The following is a 22,976-nucleotide window of genomic DNA, read 5'->3' as shown; positions in this document are numbered from 1 at the left end:
CACCCGGATTGGTGAAGATCGATGTCATTTGAAAAGGCGCAGCAGCTGATTGAGCTTGCAACGTATGTTGCAGCCCGAAGAATGGGCGTGACAGTTGACGATGTCGGGGAGCGGTTTCGCGTATCCAAACGCACGGCGCAGCGGATGCTGCATACGCTCGAAGTTCAATTTCCCGATACCGAACCCAGCTTCGAAGACGATGGACGTAAACGTTGGCGATTGCAGACGGGAGCCTTGCGCGATTTGCTCACGCTTACTCCCAATGAACTGGCGGCCCTGGATCTCTCGATCGAGACACTGGAACGGAACGCTCAAGGTCTGGAGGCCGAGCAACTCCGTTCTCTGCGAGAAAAGATACTGGCGCTGGTGCCGGGGAATCGTATCGCACGTCTGGAAACCGACCATGAAGCATTGCTTGAGGCGCAGGGTCTCGCAGCCCGCCCGGGGCCCACGACAAGGCTGGCGCCCCATGTGGGTTCGACGATAGCAACGGCGCTTAAGGGATCGCAGCGGTTGAAGATCGTCTACCAGTCCCGCGGGTCAGCGACATCAACCGAGCGAATGGTGGAACCTTACGGCGTGTTGATCGGAATCCGACGCTATCTGGTGGCCAGGCAAACAACCGATCGCGCGGGTCCGCTCAGGCACTTCGTGGCTGAGAAGATCGAACGCGCGGAACTGACCGGCGAGGTCTTCGAACGCGATCCAGGCTTCGACATTCATGCGCATGCGCGGAAGGCGTTCGGAGCTTTTCAGAACGACAGTGAGTTTGGCGAAGTCATCTGGAAGTTCAAGCCTGACGCAGCGCCGCACGCGCGAACTTTCCTGTTCCATCCGGCTCAGATCCTGGAGGATCAATCCGACGGTTCACTGATCGTGCGTTTCTGGGCGTCCGGTCATATGGAGATGTGCTGGCACCTCTACATGTGGGGAGACAAGGTAGAGGTCGTGGCGCCGGAGGCCCTTAGCCGAATGGTTGAAACGCACCAGCGCTCTGACTTTCCCTCCCTTCCATAGAATGCAATTTCCCAACCAGCTTTGAACCGCGGGAACAACACGATCCCCTCCTGGTGACAGGTTCTGTCATTAGCCTGTGGAAACCTGAAATCGCGAGGGATTGGCAGCCTAGGCAGGAACCTAAGCGCAGCCCAGTATCTGTTTCGGGGAATCAAAGCCTTCCCACGCGAAGGCAAAAGGTGAGGGCATGGCTTTTCGATTTGTTCATACGGCGGACGTTCATCTGGATTCGCCTCTTCGGTCGCTTGCGCTGCGCAACCCGGAACTAGGCGAACTGATAGGCAACGCGACGCGGCGTGCCTTTGTCAATATCGTCGATCTCTGCCTATCCGAGCAGGTCAACGCGCTTCTTCTCGCAGGTGATCTCTATGACGGCGATCAGACCTCCATGAAAACTGCGCGGTTCCTTTCCGAGCAAATCCGCCGACTGGACCAAGCCGGAGTCCGGGTGTTCATCATCCGGGGTAACCACGATGCGTTGTCGAAGATCACCAGAGAACTGACGTACCCAGAAACCGTAAAAGTTTACGGTGGACGCCCGGAGGCTATCGCGCTCGAATCGGGGGCTCTAGCGACCCCTGTGGTCATTCACGGACTGAGCTTTGCGCAGGCCCAGTGTCCGGAAAGTCTGGTCGGAAAGTACAGGCCACGGGTCGAAGGCGCTGTGAACATAGGTCTTCTGCACACCAGCCTCGCAGGAACCGGGGGGCACGATCCCTACGCACCCTGCAACGTCTCGGATTTGGAGGCGGCAGAGTTCGACTATTGGGCGCTCGGTCACATTCACAAGCGCTCAATCAGTACCGGACGCTGCACGATCGTAATGCCTGGCATGCCCCAAGGGCGCGACATCAACGAATCCGGTCCGAAATCGGTGAGTCTTGTTACGATCGCCGATGACCGAACCGTCCATGTTGAGGAGAGGTTCACCAGCATCGCACAGTTCGAGCGCGTCGTGATCGATCTCGATGGCATCGCAGACTGGCGTCAGATGGTGGCCACGGTAGTAGGCACCTTGGGGGCTGCACGGGAAGCTGCAAATTCCGAACATCTTGTCGTCCGGCTTTCCTTCACCGGACGAACGCCGCTCGCATGGCAGCTCCGTCACGACGCCGACCTCGTCAAGACCGAAGCCGAGCACAGAGCATCTGTCATTGGCCGGACCTGGATCGAGAAAGTGGAGATCCAGTGCACCGACCTCGTTTCCGCAGATGGGTCCAACGGGGATCCACTCGTCGAACTTCGAGAGCTTGTCGGAAGCGAGATCATCGGCTCGGAAGCTTACCATGCCGCGCTCATCGATATTGGGGAGGAGCTTCGTGGTCATCTGCCGCCCGAAAGTAGAGGTATGTTCGGTGCTGATCAGGAGGAGTTTTGGGCCACGTTGCTCCTGCTCGCGCAGGACGGGGTCGAAGATGTGCTCGCCCGGCTCCATCGTCGGAAGCTGGAGGTTGCATGATGCGCATAAACCGGCTTGACCTTACCCGCTACGGCAAATTCACCGACAAGCACATCGACTTCGGGCCCGTGGAGCCGGGCCGTCCAGATTTACATATTATCTACGGTCCGAACGAGGCGGGCAAATCAACCGCCCTATCTGCATTCCTCGACCTTCTCTTCGGCATCGAGTCCCGCAGCCGCTATGATTTCCTCCACCCATACTCAACGATGCGCATCGGAGCTGCATTGGACATCGGCGGTGTTGCCCGGGAGCTTGTCCGGATCAAGAAGCCCCAAAACAGTCTGCTCGGTCCGGGTGATCAGCCGATCGGCGAACATTTGATACTGGGCGAGCTTGGTGGAGTTGAGCGGGACGTCTATTGCTCGATGTTTTCACTCGACGATGACACCCTTGAGGAAGGCGGGAAGAGCATCCTGGCCAGCAAGGGTGATCTCGGACAGCTTCTGTTTTCGGCAAGCACAGGTTTGGCCGCACTAAGTCAGACACTTGTTGAATTGCGTTCGCAGGCCGACGGCCTTTTCAAACTCCGGGCCCGCAGCAGTGAAATCGGCGACTTGAAAAGTCAGCTTTCCGATCTGAAGGAGCGAAAAGAGCAGATTGACACGCTCGCCACCCATTACCGCCAGATGGTGGAAACCAAGGAGCGGTCACTGTCACATTATGACGAGGCGATGGCTGACCGAACCCGGACGCAGCTTCGGCTTGACGAGATCAAGAACCTGCTGACCGCACTGCCACGACTGGCGGAATTGCGGGACATTCGCGACAGTCTCGCTGAGTTGCAAGATGTTCCCGAAGCGCCGCCTTCGTGGGGAAACGAACTTCCGGCAATTCATCAGGAAGACATCGAGCTTGCCGTGAAGCGGGAGACGGCGAAAGCGTCCATCGCCGAGCTTGAGAAAGGGCTCAATGCCATTGCCGTTGACGACACCGCGCTCACCTTGGGGCAAAGGATGGACGCTGTCGGCGAGTTGCACGCCCGTTATGTCACTGCTGCAAGGGATCTGCCGGACCGTCGCCTGCAATTGATGGAAGTCGACCGGGAAATTGCGAATATTCTGCGGCTTCTCGAGCGCCCTGAAGGAGACGAGCCGAGCAGCCTGATGCTCGGAAGTCGCATTTCTGGAAGCATCAGAGATCTCGTTGAACGCCGCTCCGGTATCGACGCGACACTTCACAACGCGAAGCGCGAAGCCGAAGAGGCGAACCGCCGTCTGATCGAGTTGCGGAGCAAGCTGTCGAGCGAAGCCGCTGCCTCCATAAACGGCAAAGCCATTGCAGCGCTGGCGAGGGAGCTCTCGGCTCTTCGAGAGAACGATCATGCCGCCCGTCGCCGTGTCGCCGAACGCTCCCGTGTGGATCTTAAAGAAACACTGGCGCAGCAGATGTCGGAACTCCGACCGTGGGGTGAAAGCGTTGACCAGGTACGGCAAATGAGAGTGCCGGCACCTTCTGAGCTGGAGGCCTGGAAGTCAGCTCTGTCTAAAGCGGAAGCCGAGATCGATCGCTACAGCGATGACAGCGGGCGCCTCACGAGTGAGCTGCGGTGTTTGCGAGCCGAACTGGATGCATTGAAGAATTCCACCGGCGTCGTGGACGATCATGAGGCAGCGACGTCGCGATCAGCGCGTGAAGCGGCATGGGCTACGCATCGTGACGCGCTCGATGAATCGACCGCTGCGGCGTTTGAGATCGAGCTGCGGAAAGACGACCTGATCACCAGCGCACGGCTGGGACACATGAGCGACCTGGCGAAGCTGAATCAAACTTATCAGAGGCTCGCCGTCGCGGAAGCGGAATTAGAGCGCTCAGCGGAGTTGCTGAACGCGGCGAAGTCGAAACGCGAAGCTATCAGGGCCGAAATTCTGGAGTCCGCTCGGAAAATGGCTCTGACTGTTTCTGGGGACATCAAGCTAGGTGGGCTTGAGGCATGGCTGGGACGCCGCGAAATGGTCCTCGCGACAGCCGACTTGCTCCGGGAGGCCGAAGGTGACTTACGCCAGGCCGAAGCGGACGGCTCGGCGGCGCGCAACCGGCTCTCGGCGGCACTATCGGCGGCAGCCGTTTCCCAGGATCACTCTGACTCCTACGAAGCGCTTTTGGCCAGGGCCCAATCCGCCGTTGATCTTGAAGTCGAAAACAAGAACTTGAGGGAGCAACTTGAACGCTGCGAAAGGGAGCAGGCTTCCCGCCAGTCAGCCCTTGACAAGGCAACTGCCGACGAGGCGCAATGGGACGCGTCATGGGCTGAGGTTTGCAAGAGCTGCTGGCTCGGCACGGAAGGGACTATCCCCAGCCTCGCGACCGTCAAGGAGGTCATGGACAGACTTGCCGAGCTCGGCCCGGCCGCTCAACGACAAGCCGGTTTAGCAGATCGCATCGCCAAGATGGAGGAAGATCAGGCGGCCTTCTCACGCGAGCTTGCAGTCATGGCCGCGGAACTCGGATTAGATCGACCAGCCGAGAGTGCCCTGAGACTCTGGGCGCTGATGTCCGCCAGAGTGGAAGAGGCCCGATCGAAAAAGGCGGAAAAGGAATCCAAGCACCTTGCTCTGGAGGATCAGGTTCTCAAAGACCGGGACCTGGAAGCTGAAATCGCGGTTTGCGAGCGCCGCAAATCTGAAATGACGCAGCTGTTCGGAGTATCATCCTTGCAGGAGGCAGAGAAAAAGCTGCGCATGATCGAGCAAAGGAGAGACTTGCGCCGGCGGTCCAGTATCATCGAGCGCGAAATCCGAGACGCGCTATCGGTCCAGGACATTGCCGATGTCGAACAGATGCTTGACGCCGCGGATCGGCCTGCGCTGGACTCCGAGCAGGTAGAACTCAGGGCCCGGTTTGAGGATCAGGATCGGCGCGTACGAGAGTTGTTTACGGCATACAGCAAAGCGTCCGACGAGGTGGATGCCGTCGACGGCGATAGTGCCGTGGCTGCTCTTGAGGAGCAACGGCGCACGGTCCTCCTGGAAATTGAGGATAAGGCGTTCAGCTACTTCCGCCTCAGGGCCGGCGTCGTAGCGGCCGAGCAAGCCTTGCGCCTCTATCGCGACAAGCATCGCAGTTCGATGATGCTTCGCGCCTCGGGGGCTTTTCAGGTGATCAGCCGTGGCGCCTATCGTGGTCTGGCGACCCAGCCTGACAAGGACACCGAAGTCCTTATTGGCATCGGGGCTGATGGGAGTTCCAAGCTTGCGCAGGAAATGTCAAAGGGGACACGCTTCCAACTCTATCTCGCGCTCAGAGTTGCCGGCTACCACGAGTTCGCCCAATCTCGAACTCCTGTTCCCTTCATTGCCGACGACATCATGGAGACGTTCGACGACTTCCGTGCCGAGGAAGCCTTCCGGCTATTTGCCGATATGGCGAAAGTGGGCCAGGTAATCTACCTGACGCATCACCAGCATCTTTGTGATATCGCCCGGCGGGTTTGTCCAAATGCTCGCCTACACGAGTTGGCGGCACCGCTCGTCCCGGAGCGCCGAGCGGCGTGAGACGTGGGACCCGAGTAGGGGATTCGGGGCGCTATCGGCCTCGAAGATAACCACCGACATCGTCTCAGCTGATTTTTCATGTGACGGATTTCCGATGCGACGTCATCGTCGCGCGCGCGCGCGAGGAGTTTAGATGTTCGCTGTCAGGTCGGCTTGCAAACGAATTTCGTCTCGGCGATGGTGCGCCGGGGTAACATCTTGGGGGGGCAATGAACACTATCACCTCAATCTCAAAGCTCGACGAGCGCGTTGCGCGTGACCAGCGCCATGCCGAGATCGCGGCCGGCGCAGCCAGGGCTGAACTTGTAAGTCTTCGCCCGGCGCTGGCTCCGGTAGATAGCCGCTTTGGTCTAACGGACCACGATCGAGGCCGAATGGATTATGCTGACCGAAGGCAGGCTGCTCTTGAGGCGATAGAAGCGCAACCGTTCCAGGTGATGGTGGAAGCCTACACCGAGGTGGCAGGTGAAGACGGGAAGGTGATCGAAAAGGAGCAGCTGTGGTATGCCAACGCTGGGTCCTCCGCGAATGAAGTCTTCAAGTACGGCGGCACGACGGTCGCCGTGCTCGCCTGGACCCACCCAGGACTTCAGCTGGCGCTAGGCACTAACCTCGGCGATTTCCGGGACGTCCGGGCCAACGGCTATCGCCTTCTGAGCGTTGAGCCGCTCGCGAAAGCACGCTTCGACGAAACCTTGCCGACTGTCTCGGCAGTCTACGAACCGGGTGGCGCCGTTCGTCCGCAGGCAGCTACGCCAGCAAAGACCGGACTAAAAGCCGTTAAGCTCCACATGACCCAGGACCAGGTGCTTGCCTTTGTCTCCCGGATGTCGGGCCTTATGGTGGTCACTGGCGCCCCTGGGTCAGGCAAAACGACGGTTGCCTTTCAGCGGATTCGCTTTCTGTTCGACCAGCAGGACCAACGACAGAATGATGGACGCTTGGTACCTTACAAACCGGAGCTCACCCGCGTATTCCTCGCTAACGAGAACCTCGCCGATCAAGCCAAGGCTCTTCTAGCAGACCAGCTCAACATTCCGACGTTCGTCGTCCAGCCCGTAGACGACTTCATCGGGAGCTACTTGGATCAAGTGTGGCTCTACAAGCACAATGCCCGACCGCGTCAGCGAAAGCTGCCTCCGTTGGATATCGCTGCGCGAATGGCTGTGCTCGGCCTTTCAGATCACCACGATCTCACTCGCCTCTGGGAGGTCTATGAAAATCAAGTCGCTGATCGTCTCGGATCGGGCGCGGAAGCGCCTTGGGCGAGGGTTGATGCAAACAGTGTCGAGGGTTTGACCGCATTGGCGAACAGTCTTCGAACTGTTGCCGAACGAGCAACCGTCGGAAGCGACCCGTTGCGATCGAAGCTCACGATGGGAGCGATATTCCGGGGTGTAACGAGCAGCTACACTGCAGCACGCCAGGGGATGCACGCAGGGGTAAGAATCCGATTTGATCAGCTTTTTCAACAGTGGCTGTACTTCGTCTACGACCCGCTCTCGTCCGTGGCAACGTACTTTGGATCCCGCGGGTCGGAAGCCGCCCACAGAATGAGGCGGGGCACAGGCGCTCGCGTTGACGAAGCCGAGATACTAAAGAATGCAATCTCTGAATGGGCTGAGCGCGGCTTTGGCCCCGAAGACAGATCTTGGCTCGCTTGGCTCCTGCGCTTTGCACTACCTGAAGCAACTGATCCTGACTTGCGATTCCGCGAAGTGCCATCGGCGATTGTACCGGCTATTTCAGGCCACGAGCGCTGGACGCACGTTGCGATCGACGAGGCCCAGGATCTCTGCGTAGCCGAAGCATCACTCATTGCTTCGTTGGTCGACCCGGACGGTGCACTGACAGTCTCGGCCGACTTTCGGCAGATCGTCAGCCCGGTACACGGAATGAGAACAACCGATGCACTTCGCATCGGCAGATCTCTTCGCGGCAAGGGGGCGGAGCAGATCTACCCGTTTGCCCGGAACATGCGGCAGAGCCTTCAGATAGGACGATTCCTACAGGGGTTCTATGAGATAGCGTTCAAGGAGCGCCCCACTTTTGAGGTGAATACCACCCTGCACGACAAGAAGCCTCAGCTCATCATCGCGCCGCCGCGGGATCAGGCTTTGCGGATCAGGCAGCTCGTTTCCGTCCTGCGAAGGTCCCATGTCGTCCGCAGCATTGCGCTTCTCCAGATCAACGAGGACGAGCAGTCTTTGAAACAATTGCGATCCGCGCTTGAGCAGGTAGGCGTTCCTCTCGCGCCTCTCTGGTCAGCTGGGGGAGACGGTCTCGTCACTACTTCAGTCGAGCGGATAAAGGGGCTTGAATTCGACGCATGCATCGTCTTGGGCCTGGAGGATGTCGAGAGCGCCGCACTGAATTTCACATTGAACCGTGCCTATGTTGCGCTCTCGCGCCCTGCGCGGCGCCTCGCCCTCATTTCCAACGAATATCCATCACTGCTGCGTCGAGTTGATCGCGACCTCTTCGATATCACGCATTCCTGACCTCTCCGACCAAGGTTCGATATGTCCGATAGTGCCAGCCCACCTCTTTTCCCCGCCTTCGAGCGTTTCGTCGAGCGCAATAGACTCCTCGCCAATGCGAAGGGCATCCTCGCCGCGCGACTTCCGCGAATCCTGGGTCAGGGACAAACGCGAGCGGAAGGACTAAACATGCCGCCCGCAGTTATCGAGCGGCAGCAGGAATTATACGCGCTATCACTGCCCGACACTGCCACGCCCGACCCCGAGGTTCGGCACGAGATCGCCGAAGCAAAGCGCGCCCTCGAGGCGCATGCCGAACATATGCGCCATCCGGACAACCGCAGGCGTTTTGCCATGCAAGTGCTCCATCATCTGGAAGGCGTTCAGACGGGCAACAAGGACAATCATTTCTTCGCCGGCCGCTTGGTCCTTGTTCCTGACAAAAGCGGCCAGAACTGGGCTTGGTCGATGACCGCCCATTACCCGGTCATCGCTAAGATTCCGGCTGACATTGACTACGTCGTAAACGCCTACAAATCAGCTGAGCGCATCGTGGACGACTGGACATTGCCAGTCGATCTCTTCCTCGACAGGCTGCTGTTAGCCTGGACGATGGCCAAGCACTTCACGAGCGGCGATGACATCTTCATTGCCGATGTCGCACGACTATTCAAGATCGCCGCGCAGAACGAGCGCTTCTGGGGTACGCCAGCACGGCGGAACTTCGAAGACGTTCCCGAAGCAGTGTTCATCGCGAACCTGATTCATTGGCGACGCAACAAGGATTCAGCAACGTCACGCGACAGCTTCGAATTTGAACTCGTGCCGGCGACCCTGAACCAAGCGCACGGTCCCAGGTCACGCGCCTTCTTCGTACCAGGAAATGCCGAAGGCACAGTCGTTCGGCCGATGATCTACATGCGTCGCCAAACGGTTTGAGAGGGAGGGTCCAGTGGAAGTCGCAATCAACAAGATCGACGCGAAGCACCTTGTGAGAGGCCTGCTCAATTCGCCCATCGCGCCGGGCAAGTATTCTCACTTCATCAACGTCGGTACGGATCATATCCTCGACGCTCTTGACCACAACTATTTCCGCGGTGACCTCGCCGAGGGAATTGGCTGCTTCAAGTATCTTGAAGGGGATTATGGAAGTGGCAAGACACAGTTCATCAACAGTTTAGCCAGTCGCGCAAGCGAGCAGGATGTCGTCACGGCTCTGGTTACCGTTGGGGCCGAATGTCCATTCAACTCACCGGTGGCCATATTCCGCGCAATCATGGAGTCGTTTCAGCCGCCGATCGAAAACCAACTGAACGGGAACGACTCCAAGGGCATCGAAATCCTCATCGAAAGTTGGATCGTGCGTCGAATTCAACAGCTCGGCGCGCAACCCGGTGGTGATGTGCCTGAGCTAGTCCAACGGCAGATTGAGCAGCAGATCGGAGGACTCTGGAGAGGTGCTCCAGATCAACAAATGGCCTCTGCTCTCACTGCACTTAGCCAGCGTTTGCTGAAGCTGGCGTGCGGCGCAGCCGATTCCGTCGGCGACAATGAGTTGATCTCGTGGATTCGCGGTGACAATGTCCGATCGACGGCCCTAAAAAGTATTGGTCTGTTCGAGCCGGCACGCGATGAAAATGCGTTTCGGCGACTCAAGACGGTCATCTCATTTCTGCGCAGCCGCATGGGGTATAAAGGCTTCTTCATCGCATTCGATGAAGGAACGCGTACGTCCTCATTCCGCCGTGGCTCGGCGAAGCAGAGGCAGGCAATCGAAAACCTGCTCACTATGATCAACCAAAACGCCGACGGCGAGTTCGGCGGGGTCATGTTCCTCTACGCCGCTACACCGGACTTTCGCTCAGAGGTGATCAGCACCTATCGAGCACTCCAGGATCGGATAGGCACCAAGGCCTTTTCGAGGGGCAGCCCCATGGTGCCGCTCATCAATATCGAGGAGGCCAATTCCGAGGCGGTAATCTACAGCATTGGTGAAAAGCTTTTGAGCGTCTTCGGTCAAGCCCACGGCATGGCATGGGATGTGCCGACCCAGATAGCCAACATGCGAGCAATTGTTGCGGCGCAGAAGGACCTGTTGTTCGAGACGCCGAAGCCGCGCTTCTTCGTCTATCAGTACTGTCGTTTTCTTGATCAACAAAAGGACGAGCAGCGCCCGATCAGTGCCGAACAGGCGAATGATTTTGTCAGCAACAATGAACCTCCGCTTGATGGTGATGGCGCATGATCGTATCAGGCACCCAAGTCGAACACGCGGAATACGGGATAGGAACAGTTCTGGCGGTCCTCGGTGACGTGGCTACCGTCGAGTTCTTTGGCGAGGCGCTGGACGTTGTCGCCGGCGAACTCATGCCTCGCCAGCAGTCCAAACAGGCTGCACCTCCACCGGCCCGTGGGCAAACCTCCACGGACTTCGCCTTTCGGAAGTCGTTCGAGGCGGTCAATCTTGGTGTGGTGCCGACTGACCCCGACCAACTTGTAGATCTCACGATAGGCGGTGAGCAGGCGTCGGACGAGATAGGTTCACTACTAGCGAACGCATCGGAGGATGGCGTTTGCCGGATCTTCATGGGGTATTACGGTTCCGGCAAGTCGCATCACCTGCACCTTGTCAAAGCGGTCGCCATCCGCGACGGCTGGGTCACGGCATCGCTTGAGCTTGACCCGAAGGCGGCCGATCCGGCCAAGCCTGCTACCGTTTACCAAGGTCTCGTCGGCGGGCTTGAATTTCCGATGCGTGCTGATGGCAGCAGAAGCGCAGATTTCTTCGATCTTATTAAAGAGATCCGAGACAATTGGTCAGTCGTTCGCGACCTTCCCTATTTCAAGAGGTCGCCCTGGTTCAGCAAGGGATTGGAAGCCCTCCTGTATCTCTCTCATCGTCGCGACGATACGGACTACGTGGCTGCGGTGAGCTGGCTTGCCGGCCAGGTAAAACAGATCGGCGCCATTCGCTCGCTCAGCTGGCGAGGCGGTCACAAGACCCAGATCCCAATCTTGCCTCAGACGAAAGACACGGGACTCATCTATGCCTACAATCTCGTCGTTCTCCACGAAATCCTAAAGGCGCTTGGCTATAAAGGCTTGGCCCTCATTATCGACGAGGCCGAACATGTCCGAAGCTACTCGTTCAACCGCTACATTCGGGCGAACAACTTCTTCGATATAATCGCGCGTTGTGCTCACGCGCCGCGAAAGGACCTCCAGAAGCCGCAGAGCGACTACGAGCATTTCGACCTGCCACCCTTCTGGAAGGAAGGCCCCCATTTTACGCTGTTCGTGGGCTTGACTGAGGGCGAGGATACCCATGACCTGAAGCGAAAGATGGGTGAGATGAGCGTTTTAATCCACGATCCAAAAGACGTGGTTCATCTGGAACCGCCATGCGAGAGTGACTACGAGAAGTGGTGTGAGGCCTTCCTTGCCGAAAGTGCAGGACGCCTTGGTCCGAAGGTGCAGCTGCTCGCGGACCCCGGGCTGAGGGCGCGGATCGCAGCAACACTCCGCCACCACTTTGACCAAACGCCCGTATCTGAGCGGATCCTGCGCAATTGGACCAAGATTGCCGGCTTCGCGCCTGCCGTCCTAATGAGCCGCGACGGAGCGACTAATAGTGACGAGCTGGTCGAGTTGATCGACGAGGCGGCTCGACAGATCGCCGGCGAGATGCTCCCCTGGGATGACTGAAACTCGCTCCCACCTGGCGCGAATGATGCCAGACGGCTTCCCGATCTTCTTCGACGGACGGCAGCCGTACGAGGGGCAGTCAGCCGTGATGTCAGAGATCGTCCGGGGGCATCAGGTGCTTTTCGCGGCGCCCACAGCATCGGGCAAGACGGAAGCCGCCGTCACCCCGCTCTTTCAGCGGCACATGTCGTTCACGCGCCAGTCTATCTCGACGGTCTATGTCGCGCCGACCAAGGCGCTCGTGAACGATCTACACGAAAGGCTGATCGGGTATCTCGGCACGAGGTTCCCGAGCGCGATTTCACGCTACACGGGAGACCGCCACGAACTCGGATCGGCTTCCGGCGTGTTCTGCTTGCTGGCAACCCCTGAAGCACTCGACTCCTTGCAATTGCGTCGTCCGGAAGCGCTTGCGGGGGTGCGCGCCGTCATCATCGACGAGATTCACCTCCTGCATGGTCAGGCTCGTGGCCAACAACTGCGCCATGTGATCGAACGCATCCGAAGAGCCGCCGTGACGCCGAAATCAGCACGGGACAGCTTCCAAATTGTTGGGATGACGGCAACGCTTGACGACATGGAAGGCGTTGCCCGGATCTGGCTGGGCAACGATGCCAAGATTATCGCACACGGTTCACCAAGGGAGATAGACCTCCAGCTCATTCGGATAGCGGCGGATGCCAGTGTCGATCCGTACCTCGCGCGAGCCAGATCTCTGGCCCGATGGGTGGACGAGGCGGGCCTTGAGAAGATTTTGGTATTCACGAACTCCCGCAATGCCGCGCACGCATTAGCGGCGCATCTGCACCGAGAGCTCAACGGCAGGCGATGGCCGGTACACCTCCATTTCGGTGCATTGTCTGCGTCCCATCGGGAGCGAGTCGAAGACGAGATGCGTGCAAATCGGTATGGTATCTGCGTCGCTACATCGACACTGGAGATCGGCATCGACATCGGCGACATCGATGCTGTCGTCCTGGCCGACCCGCCCTCGACTGTCAGCGCCTTTCTCCAACGTATTGGACGTGGCAATCGCCGCAGCGGCATCTGCCGAGTAGCTGCCTTCAAGACCTCCGACGATGACGAGCGGATGATGCGCGCGTTGATCGATTGCGGGCGGCGCGGCGACCTCGACGACGCTTACGAGTATGACCGTCCTTCGGTCCGGTTTCAGCAGATACTCAGTCTGTGTTGGCGCGCCACGCGGCAGGATCGCGCTCTGTCCGTTGCCGCTCTGGCCGCGGAGGCCGGCACCGACACCCACAAGCCCGTCATCGATGACATGATCGACACCGATTGCTTAACCAGCATCCGCGGAGCCCTGATTCCCTCCGACCGCCTTATGGACGAAGGTGATGCGGGGCGCATCCACACCGTCATTGCGGGACAACCGGGCTCCGCCGTCTTAGACCTTCGCACCGGAGAAGCCGCAATCCGCGACGCAGACGAGTCCAGCGCGGGGGGTGCAGTGTTCATCGGCGGGTCGATGCGTAAGCTGGTGGTGGGCTCCGAAGGCGGCGCGTTCCTTGCGGAAGGGGTGTCCCGTTCCCAGCCTCTAGCCCGCATCAAAGCGGCCGGTTCGGGTTTGCCGGTAAGCCGCAGCGTCGTATGGGGCCTCGCGCGTCAACACGGCCATGATCCGACCCGGTGGCAGCAGGAGGGAGCCAGGCTGGCGACTTGGGGAGGCGTGCGGTTCAACACTCTGCTCGCTGCCCTCCTCATGCGCGAGGCGACGGGACGGCGGTTCCTGCCATCCGACATCGGTATCGGCGGACCGGTCTCTGCGATGAGGATATCGGTCGAAGGCGTTCGGGAGTTGGCGTCTCAGGCGGAACGAGCCAATGACTTCCCAATTAGCGTGGCTGCGAAGTTCGCGAGTCCCAGTCGCTTTTTGGGCGAGCTATCGAACCGTTTGGCCGCGGATGAGAAGCGTCGGTCGATACCCTGGACCCCATTTTACCGCTGGCTAGATCGCATCTCTGGCATCGACATAGTCGGATCCATGCCGATAGACTAGATGGTCTCGGATTGCACTTAAGTGTGAGAATGTGGCGGTTTGTGCAGCTTACTGCGGCTCCCCCCAGCGTACCGTTCGTAAGCACAGGCCTATTTCAAAGTCTGGCACTCAGCAAAATCGTGAGAAGGCGACGGAGATGGAATGAGAGCGGGCGTCGCCCTGCGGGCCGGGCTGTTGGCTGCGCTGAAGCCCCAGAGCCGGGTCTTCACCCTTGCGGGCTGTCATCCCTGACGCGGAACGCGAGAGGACTAACTGCCAGCGACGGCCGACTTCTCGCCAGTCGACAGGACTCCAAAATGTGTTTCGGCGCGGGGACCGGGCGCCGATCGGCACGCTAAGCAATTGTTTGGTGATATGAGGGTCATGACGAGACGCCTGTTCACATTTAAAATGATATCCGGCGAGTTGCAGGCAAAATCCTCGGCTGTCTGCTGACGGACCGAATCGGCCAGTTCAAGAAGTTTTGGCGGAAGTATTCCGTGCTCTTTTTGAAACGCAAATATGGCATGCACCATCCGGAACGCAAAATGACGGAATGGCCAGCTTCAGTCGGCAACTGTGCGGGAGGACCATTTTTAATTTGGGGATTCCAGTCGGACTCTGCCGCAGGTAGATTGCTCGAATCGGAGCCGAGTGTGAAACGAGGGGGATAGGTGGTGGAAGGTGTTACTCAAGACCCGTTCAGGGAAGATCGCCTTGACGCTCATCCTCATGCTTCATTGACGTCACGCCTGAAGAGGAAACTGGAGAAAATCGATGGCGAGTGGCGGTTCCACGAGCGACCTGACCTATCTGCGTTGGTCAACTGGTCATCAGGCAAGAACGCTCCGTTCCATCGCTGGTTCAGGTATCGCGAGGCCTATTCCCCCGAGCTGGTTCAGGCTCTGAACCTTGGAGACCGGATACTGGATCCCTTTTGCGGTTGTGGATCGGCCTTGGTCGGGGCAGCTCAGCGGAATAAGAACTCCTTTGGAATTGACTTGAACCCTTTGGCGACATTCGTTGCTCAAGTGAAGCTCCACGCTCTCTCACTCTCTGAATTGTCAGACGTTGAGCATTTCGCATCATCGTTGTCCACTTTGGATTTAGATGCAGATGTTTTCAGTCTCATTCCGGACACTCAGATAGCTAACAAGGTTTTTGAACCTAGTATATTAACCTGTATTTTGAACTTGAAACGACACATTCAGAGCTATCCATCCTCTACTGCGTCTCGGAACTTCTTGCTCCTTGCTTGGGTTGGTATTTTGGAGAAAGTAGGGAGCTACTTCAAAGAGGGGAATGGGATTAAGTATCGAAATGCACTTCGTCGACCCGGAAAATACATTCGGAGACAGGAGGGGTGGCAGCTACAACGTTTCGGTTCCGATCAAAAAAGCTACGTTATCAGCTCATTTTTAGAGCACGTCCGAAATATGCTTCTTGATGCAGAGGCGTGGGCCACGATGAAGGGACGGGGCGAGGTCTGCAACGGCAATGCGCTTGAACTCTCGAATCTGGCGCCCGGTCGATTCGATTCCATTGTCTTTTCACCCCCATACGCGAACCGCTTCGATTATTTCGAGTCGATGAAGGTCGAGCTATGGTTCGGCGGATTTGTGGAGAGCCAGGCAGACCTCCAAAGGCTTCGAAAGTCGTCTCTTCGCTCCCATTTAGGCGCCGATTTGAAGCGGGAGTCCGTTGTCCTGCCCGAACTTGAAGCGCTGATCTCTGACATGGATCGGCAGTCTAGCAGTTGGCGGATGGGCGTGCCTGATCTGCTCCGAGGCTATTTCTCTGACATGGTGGAAGTCCTGCGTCAGTGCCGAGAAAAGCTCACAGATGACGGTACATGCCACGTGGTGGTTGGCAATTCAGCGTTCGCCGGGGTAATCATACCTTCCGACAGCTTGACGGCGCGAGCAGCAGAACTGGCAGGCTTTGGGGAAACCGAGATTTGGGTAACTCGTCACCTGACGGTTGCGCCACAACAAAGGACTGCTCTTGCAGGATTTGAACATTTCATGAGAGAATCAATCGTAGTTCTACTTCCTTGAAGATGGATATCCGCACCCTCTCTCATCGGTCTTTTTTCGAGCTTCCGCCCCTGTCCGAATTGGAATTTGGGGAAATTGTTTCGATTGATCTCTCGTCCCAAACCAGCCCATATACACATGGGTTGCACCGCTACCCAGCTAAGTTCATCCCTCAAATTCCACGGTGGGCGATCAGGGAATTCTCAGCGCCGGGTGATGTAGTTCTGGACCCCTTCATGGGGTCTGGTACTAGCATCGTTGAAGCAATCGCAGCAGGACGCGTGGGGCAGGGGATCGATATTGATCCTCTCTCATGTCTCATTGCGCGCGCCAAGACTTCCAAGCTGGATACGCAGCGCCTACGGACTTTTCAGGCCCAACTGGCCGTCTCCATCGCTCGCGACGGCGGAGAACTGTCTGTTCCAATGTCAGGGGTAAAGAACTTCGAACATTGGTTCAACGCGGAAGCTTGGCGCACGTTACAAAGCATCCGGAGGAACATTCTCTCTTTGGATTGCACTCCCCAAGAGCGCACCTTCTTCCTATGTGTTTTTAGCTCAATTCTTCGCGCCGTTTCGAATGCCGACGACCAGACGCAAAAGACGTACGTATCCGGTACCCTAAAAAAGGTGCCCCCGCTGGTTCGTCCAACCTTCACACGCAACCTGGAGAAAGCAATTCGTTCGGCGGATAGTCTCAACTCGGCGAGAGGATCGACAACGTCCAAGCTCTACGAAGCATCCGCCACCTCCTTGCCAGTCGAAGACAACAGCGTCGACCTGATTGTGACCAGTCCCCCGTACGTGGATTCGGTGGACTACATGTATAACATGATGCTGGAGTATTTCTGGCTTGGCGACATTCTTGGTGTTTCATCGAGACAAAAATTCAATGCAGCTAGGAAGCGCGCATTGGGTAGCAAGCAGCCGGAAGCAGAGCTACCTCTACCATCGGAGTTATTCGAACTTATAGATGGCGCTACTTTGCCAGATTATCGTAGGGCCGCCGCTATTTCATATTTTGCGGCTATGAAGCAACATTTTGCGGAGGCCGCACGAGTGCTAAAAAACAACGGTTACTATATTCTCGTAGTAGGAAATAGCCAAACTGAGAGCGGGCAGCTCCCCGTCCATGACGCCTTGATCGAACTCAGTGCCTCTCACGGTCTACATCTTGTCGATGCGTTCGGATACCGGATTAGGCGTCACTATATGAAATTTCCCCGTAAGGGCCGCGGGGGCATCATCTTGATGGACTGGGTAATCGCGCTGCAAAAGCGACCTTCCGCAGATAGGATCAGAAGCCGTTTGCCGCTCCCGGCATTTCGGGTCTCGCCAGATCAAGTAGCAAATTAGATATCTGAGCCGGAATCAGTTATCGTGCCTCCGGGGAAAGGGAGGCGTTAGCGTGCTAGTTTGGCCAACAAGCCACGTCGGAATGTTGCATCCGGCGGGGTCGGAAAAAGCTCAACAAAGGTGTGGCGATTTCGTCACGCTCGCGACCGCTGCCATCGACGGAACTTCTTATTCCGACGCGAAACAGCTCTTTACCATCAGCAGCAATCAGGTTGAGACTCGTAAATCGCTCTTCGAGGAAATCGGGCTCCTGTACGTTCCCCATGGGTCGAATAAAATCGTACTCACCGAGCTCGGACGCCAGTTCTATGACATCGTGCATGATGGCAAGGCATCACAAAGTGCCAAGAAGATAAACCAAGCAACCGCACTTCTTGTTTTCGCCTTGTCTAAGTGTCAGGTGAACCGTCCTCAGTCTCATGGAAGCCCGCGTCTGTCAGCCGCCGATAGAGTGGCATGCGAAATTCGGCCCTACGCTGCGTTGTGGCAGGCCATACGCGACTTGGGCGGTCACATCGCCCTGCATGAATTCATGGGACCTATGCGACGGCTCTGGTCTGTTGACAAATATGATTCTGTGATCGATGAAATACTATCTGCAAGGAAGGAGTCGAAAAACTTAGCCACGTCTGACGAACTTACTGGCAAAGACGAGATGAACTATCGTATCTACTGGATCTCACATATGAGTGTAGGCGATTCGTTGCTATCCTACGAACGAGCGACTGGAGTACTTTCAGTCGTGCCCAATTTATGGTCGGTTGTTGAGACGGTCCTTCATTTTCAGGCAGGGTGCGCGGGTTCAAAGACTGACGTCATAAGTGCTCGGACATGGTCCGATGTCGACGATTATTATTCCAACCTGGTAGGCGCAGCCTGTCCCCACTACCTCGCATCGGGTTCGCCAAAGGTCGTGGACTTAAACGGTCAGTCGATAGCAGACCTGACTTCCTATTCTTTGGACAAGAGCGGCGCTGTCATTTATGTGACTGGAGGGCCAAGTTTGTGCCAGTTACCCGTATTACTTCAATGCTTTCATCCTGGCGAAACTGCCAACTTGCTGCGAATTGACGCCAAGGAGCAGCGCTCGGACGGCAGTATCCGGTTGAAGTTAGGCGCGGGACGCCCGATCACGGATCTCACATTGTTAAAGCGAACTCTCGGAAACCCTCAGTGACAGACGTAGTGAAAACTCTGAGCACTCTAGCGGAAGCACGAGCCGTGCCGCCCTCCGACTTCGTGGATGCGCCTGAGCGGGTTAGCGAGGTCGCTCATCTACCATTGGTTCTGCCAGAGCCCAAGTCGACAAAACAGGTTCTGGCTGAGACAGGCTTCTATAATCCGGCTACGTTGGACGAGTTGATCGCATCGGCTGCAATGGGACACGTGATCCTAGCGGGTCCACCGGGCAGCGGGAAAACGAGCCTAGCGAAGGCCTTGGCTAAGGCCTTCAATGTCGGAGTCTCTTGTGCAACCGCCAATGCAGAGTGGTCGATTTATGACACCATCGGCACCCAAACACTCAATGACACCGGGGGTATATCTCCCCAGCACGGTGTCGTGAGCAGCGCTGTGCTGCAATGCGCGAACACAATCGTCTCATATGCAGATACCGGAACTGGTCCTCAGGGACATTGGCTCCTAATCGACGAGATGAATCGCGCAGAGATCGACCGAGCTTTCGGGCCCCTCTTTACCGCATTGGCGGGAGGCGAGGATCCATCCATCCCGCTTCACTATCTCAAAGGTCGACCTTCATTGAGCATACCGTCGAGATTTCGAATAATCGCGACAATCAATGAGTATGATACACGTTTTGTCCAATCAATGTCGGGAGCCCTGCGTCGTCGGTTCTCCAAAGTTCTTATTCTTCCGCCAAGGAGCGATTCTAGCGGGCTAATTCCCGACGGGGAGCTCAAGGTCGCGCGCAAGCGGGCTGCTGAGATGGTCAAAGCGTCACTTGGCAGCGAACCAGCCGGAGCCCTCACAGCGATAGACGGCCAGTCTGCGCACTTGCGGGAGGTATTTGGCTTCTTCCGCGATTCCGGGGAACACGGCGGAATCCCGATCGGGACGGCCTCGGTAATTGATGTGCTGTCCTATTTGATGGTGTTGGCTACAACAACTGGGATCGACGCGACAGCAGAGTTTGGGAGCCTGCTCGACAGAGCTATCTCAGCGCGTTTGGTTCCGATGCTTGAGACCGACAGCACCAGGAATCGGATTGATGATGGCTTCCCTGCTGCGCTTCAGTCCAAGTTTCCCGACCTGACGTTAAGTGGCAACCGAATCGCAGCGTTCTTGCATGGAATGGACTAACTCCAGTTCCTCGCGCCTTTCGTTGTGGGAAGCAGCGATTGAGTCGGGCCTTGGGCTTCTTTCTGCCTACATTACTCCTGAGCAATACGGACTCGCATCGGTAAGCCTTGCTGCGCGCGCGGAAACTGACGAAGACATTTTCTTAACGGAGATACAGAGCCGGATTGAATTAGCCAAAGCCCGTCTCTTGTCCCGGCTGATTCAAGACGCTGAAAGCTCCCTCAAGCCTGCGTTTCAACATTCAGTTCATTACGCAGAGATGCGCCTCGAGGGCGCGCTATTGGTTCCTCGTCTCTTGCACGAGCGTGCGAACAACCGCTTCCGAACCATTCCCGTTCTGCAAACAAGACGTACCATAGAAACGCCTGAAGCGCTCCTCATCTCGGAGTCAATTCGACTCTCGATCCGTGTCTGTAATTACTGGCGACGTAAAGGCGGGGCAGAGGGAAAGCTCGCGAACAATCTGGCGCGAGACCTTATGCAAATTGAGGCCAGGCCGCCTTGGAGCGAATTGAAGGCACGACCGAGACCGGTCATCAGAAATCTGGCAGGCATTGTCAAAAGTAGGGTCGTCGCCGGGTGGAGCGAAAAAGGCAGTACAATTGATAGGATTGCTGATCTTCTACTCTCCGATGCAAAGGCAGTGGAAGCGGCGGCTGGGATGATCTCTTTCATGGTGTCCAACGATGAGAGATATGAAGACAGGTTGTTTGAGCTTATCTGCCTTGGTTGGATTCTAGGAGCGCTCCAAAGAACTCTTGACTCTTATCAGGTCCATGAACGGCATTTTCGTACTGGCAAGCCGCTCCTAACTGGAACCGTGGCTGGCATTGAGGTGAAAGTCTATTATCAAGCGCAGCATCTGCCGGGACACTACAGCTATCTGTGGAAGCGTACAGGAAAGGTGCTCCGATCCATTCCAGACTTTGTCATTGAAACGACGGAAAAAGGAAAAACAAAGACTCTCTTGGTCGATGCGAAAAACAGGGCTCGAAGCAGTCTATCTGAGATCATCTACAAAATGTTGGGATACAAAGAGAACCTTCAGATCGAACCGTACTGGGGTTTAGGGATTGCGCCAACATTCTCCAGCTTCGAGGTCGAGACCGTAACTAGAGGAGCAAATAAGGTAGCGGTGGCCTTCGTCCCTCTGAAAACGGGAAAACTTGCTGTCCAACGTGCCGTGTATCGCGCGATTCGTTCATGATGGTGCCATGCTCGGATGTCCTCTCTGCCAGCGTGAAGTTTTTCGATGTCCTCGCGTTTGAAGTAGCAGACCATTTGATCGACAACGCCTTGATGATGCCACGGCGACGTGGCCAGGCGACTAGGAATGGGTGTTAATATCCTGCTCAATCTGCCGTGCTGATTCCAGAATGTCATCGAAACTCGGCGGAGTGCCGAAGATCATGGCCGCCGTATTGGCATAGTCGCGCGCGAGCGCGTCCACCATCTTTGGAGCGGCTGCGATCGCGAAGCTGCCCGGGACTGCTGAGGCGAGGTCATAGTCGGGACGGTCGAAAAACATTCGTGCGTGCCGCACACAATCGGCGCCAAGAACGAGATCGCCGAGCGCGGCCTTTCCGGTCTCAGATCCGAGAAGACAGTGCAGGTCATAATAGTGCCGAGACACCCGCTGGCCTTCCTGCCGCAGTTCGCCGCGCCGCTCATACCATCGGCGCAATCCATGGGCGATCACCACCTTGTCCCAAAAGGTGCGGGTCGCCTCGATCGTGGTCACGTCGGCGACGGTGAGATCAATGCCTGCCGCTTCCTCCGCGACATAGGGCGTGATCGTGATGGGGCGATTGGGATCGAGCGCCGATTTTGCCCCGGACTCGAGGCGTATGACCGGTCGCACATAGGCGCCATCACGCCGCTCGACCTCGGGATACCAGAGCAGCAGGGTCTGATCATCGGCATCGGCTTCGTCGACTTCCACCCGGCCGGCACCGTTCGTCATGTCGGCAAGTTGAGCGGTGAGGAAGGCTCGCAGCGGGCCGGTGATATACGCACGGCAGGCGTCCCGGATGGCGTCGAGCTTGGCGCGGCGCTTCTTGTTCGACAGTCCCTCAAGCTCTTCGACGGAGGCAGCCTCGTCGAGATCGTCGCGGAACACGGTAACGTCGATGTCCTCGGAAAAACGCCGAATGAGGCCATAGCCTTTTGACAGCGACGTCCCGCCCTTGAAAAGCAGCCGTGGCTCCCCCGCAGGCCGTTCGTGGTAGAGCGAATTGAGGGTCCAGCAGACCCAGAAATCCTTTTCGACATTGCCCACCGGAGCTCCGATCCGATTGGCCGTGGCGAGGAACAGGTCGAGCCGGTCACGTGGGGATGCCGCGATGATCTGGCGGTAAGCATCGGTACTCATGGCTTCGCCTCGTGCGGGTCCGCCCTCAGGATTTCGCGGAGGAACTCCTGCATCCAGATCGGCACGGCGGAGAGACCGGCGCGCAGATCCTCACGAATGGCCTCGCCGTGCTTGGGGTCGGCAAACAGACGGCGCAACGTCGCCTGGATACGCTTGCGTTCGCCCTTCTGGGTCAGCATGTCCTGCATCCAATGCAAGGCCTGGACGACCCTCATCCCCGGCCGATCCGCCCAATAGAGGCGGCTAGGGGCAGCGTATTTGAAGTGGATTTCCTGCGTGCCGAGCTTGATTGGCTTCAACCGCGCATCGACCAGCACTTCTATCCGGGCGGGGACGGCGGTCGTCAGGCCGAGGTCGTTGGCGGCCGTCATTCCATCGATGACGGCGCGCGCTCGATCGCGGCGCGTGACGGCGCGGATCACAGCGCGATAATCCGGCACTGTGGCGCGGCCAGTCAGGTTGTTCACGCGCGGCCGGTCATAGAGGCCTCGGTCGATGCGGCGCAGCTCCCCGGCGGCTGCCAGTCGCTGCAAGGTTTTGTCCACGGCGGCGCGCGCGCCGAGATCGGCGAAGTCGCCGGGGGTCCAGACCTCGTCGGGTTTGGACTCAATGCGGGCAAGCAGGCGCGAGCGAAGATCGGTATCGGTCTCAACTATGGGCATGTCCGAAATATGTCACAAGTTTCGGACAAAGGCAAGGCATGAGTCCGAAATATGCTGCAAGTTTCGGACACTCCGTCGCGCC

Annotated in this window: 15 protein-coding genes; 13 read left to right on the top strand and 2 right to left on the bottom strand. The window is 57.5% G+C overall.

The features are described from left to right. Positions 1-21: 21 nt before the first annotated feature. The 13 genes from NKH90_RS20400 (at position 22) to NKH90_RS20340 (ending at position 21,068) form a co-directional block, all read left to right on the top strand. A complete protein-coding gene (locus tag NKH90_RS20400; protein ID WP_352820598.1) occupies positions 22-1,017 on the top strand; it encodes a helix-turn-helix transcriptional regulator in 996 nt (331 codons plus the stop codon). Between the two features lie 187 nt (positions 1,018-1,204). Then, positions 1,205-2,476, top strand: coding sequence for a metallophosphoesterase family protein (locus tag NKH90_RS20395; protein WP_352820596.1), 1,272 nt, complete (start codon positions 1,205-1,207; stop codon positions 2,474-2,476). Next, entirely contained in the window at positions 2,473-5,970 is a 3,498-nt protein-coding gene (locus NKH90_RS20390; protein WP_352820595.1) for an AAA family ATPase, read from the top strand. Before NKH90_RS20395 ends, NKH90_RS20390 begins: the two co-directional genes overlap by 4 nt. Positions 5,971-6,179: 209 nt before the next feature. Then, on the top strand, positions 6,180-8,471 hold the full coding sequence (locus NKH90_RS20385) for a helicase domain-containing protein (protein ID WP_352820593.1): 2,292 nt from the start codon (positions 6,180-6,182) through the stop codon (positions 8,469-8,471). Positions 8,472-8,492: 21 nt separating this feature from the next. Beyond that, positions 8,493-9,389 carry a hypothetical protein gene (locus tag NKH90_RS20380; protein ID WP_352820592.1) on the top strand — a complete coding sequence of 299 codons (897 nt, stop codon included), beginning with the start codon at positions 8,493-8,495 and terminating at the stop codon, positions 9,387-9,389. Positions 9,390-9,402: 13 nt separating this feature from the next. After that, positions 9,403-10,695: a BREX system ATP-binding domain-containing protein gene (locus tag NKH90_RS20375; protein WP_352820590.1), complete on the top strand. Its 1,293-nt coding sequence runs from the start codon at positions 9,403-9,405 to the stop codon at positions 10,693-10,695. Beyond that, positions 10,692-12,155, top strand: a complete 1,464-nt coding sequence (locus tag NKH90_RS20370; RefSeq protein ID WP_352820589.1) for a BREX system ATP-binding domain-containing protein — start codon at positions 10,692-10,694, stop codon at positions 12,153-12,155. Before NKH90_RS20375 ends, NKH90_RS20370 begins: the two co-directional genes overlap by 4 nt. 25 nt (positions 12,156-12,180) lie before the next feature. Then, a complete protein-coding gene (locus tag NKH90_RS20365; RefSeq protein ID WP_352820588.1) occupies positions 12,181-14,172 on the top strand; it encodes a DEAD/DEAH box helicase in 1,992 nt (663 codons plus the stop codon). A gap of 656 nt (positions 14,173-14,828) precedes the next feature. Continuing rightward, positions 14,829-16,208: a hypothetical protein gene (locus NKH90_RS20360; RefSeq protein WP_352820587.1), complete on the top strand. Its 1,380-nt coding sequence runs from the start codon at positions 14,829-14,831 to the stop codon at positions 16,206-16,208. A 2-nt stretch (positions 16,209-16,210) separates the two neighbouring features. Further along, entirely contained in the window at positions 16,211-17,542 is a 1,332-nt protein-coding gene (locus NKH90_RS20355) for a DNA methyltransferase (protein WP_352820630.1), read from the top strand. A 52-nt stretch (positions 17,543-17,594) separates the two neighbouring features. Beyond that, entirely contained in the window at positions 17,595-18,719 is a 1,125-nt protein-coding gene (locus NKH90_RS20350; protein WP_352820586.1) for a hypothetical protein, read from the top strand. Continuing rightward, complete coding sequence (locus tag NKH90_RS20345; RefSeq protein ID WP_352820584.1) at positions 18,716-19,861, top strand: AAA family ATPase; 1,146 nt, start codon at positions 18,716-18,718, stop codon at positions 19,859-19,861. The genes NKH90_RS20350 and NKH90_RS20345 overlap by 4 nt, the downstream gene beginning before the upstream one ends. Continuing rightward, the gene (locus NKH90_RS20340) at positions 19,848-21,068 is read left to right on the top strand and encodes a hypothetical protein (protein ID WP_352820583.1); all 1,221 of its coding nucleotides are present in this window, start codon (positions 19,848-19,850) and stop codon (positions 21,066-21,068) included. Before NKH90_RS20345 ends, NKH90_RS20340 begins: the two co-directional genes overlap by 14 nt. A 120-nt stretch (positions 21,069-21,188) precedes the next feature. On the opposite strand, the gene NKH90_RS20335 is transcribed toward NKH90_RS20340, so the two are convergent. Both NKH90_RS20335 and NKH90_RS20330 read right to left on the bottom strand, forming a co-directional pair. Further along, entirely contained in the window at positions 21,189-22,232 is a 1,044-nt protein-coding gene (locus NKH90_RS20335; protein WP_352820581.1) for a nucleotidyl transferase AbiEii/AbiGii toxin family protein, read from the bottom strand. Next, positions 22,229-22,894, bottom strand: a complete 666-nt coding sequence (locus tag NKH90_RS20330; protein ID WP_352820580.1) for a DUF6088 family protein — start codon at positions 22,892-22,894, stop codon at positions 22,229-22,231. The genes NKH90_RS20335 and NKH90_RS20330 overlap by 4 nt, the downstream gene beginning before the upstream one ends. Positions 22,895-22,976: the final 82 nt, after the last annotated feature.

Source organism: Mesorhizobium sp. M0898, from assembly GCF_040319695.1.
Classification (GTDB): Bacteria; Pseudomonadota; Alphaproteobacteria; order Rhizobiales; family Rhizobiaceae; genus Mesorhizobium.
This window is presented reverse-complemented; position numbering and strand designations above follow the sequence as displayed.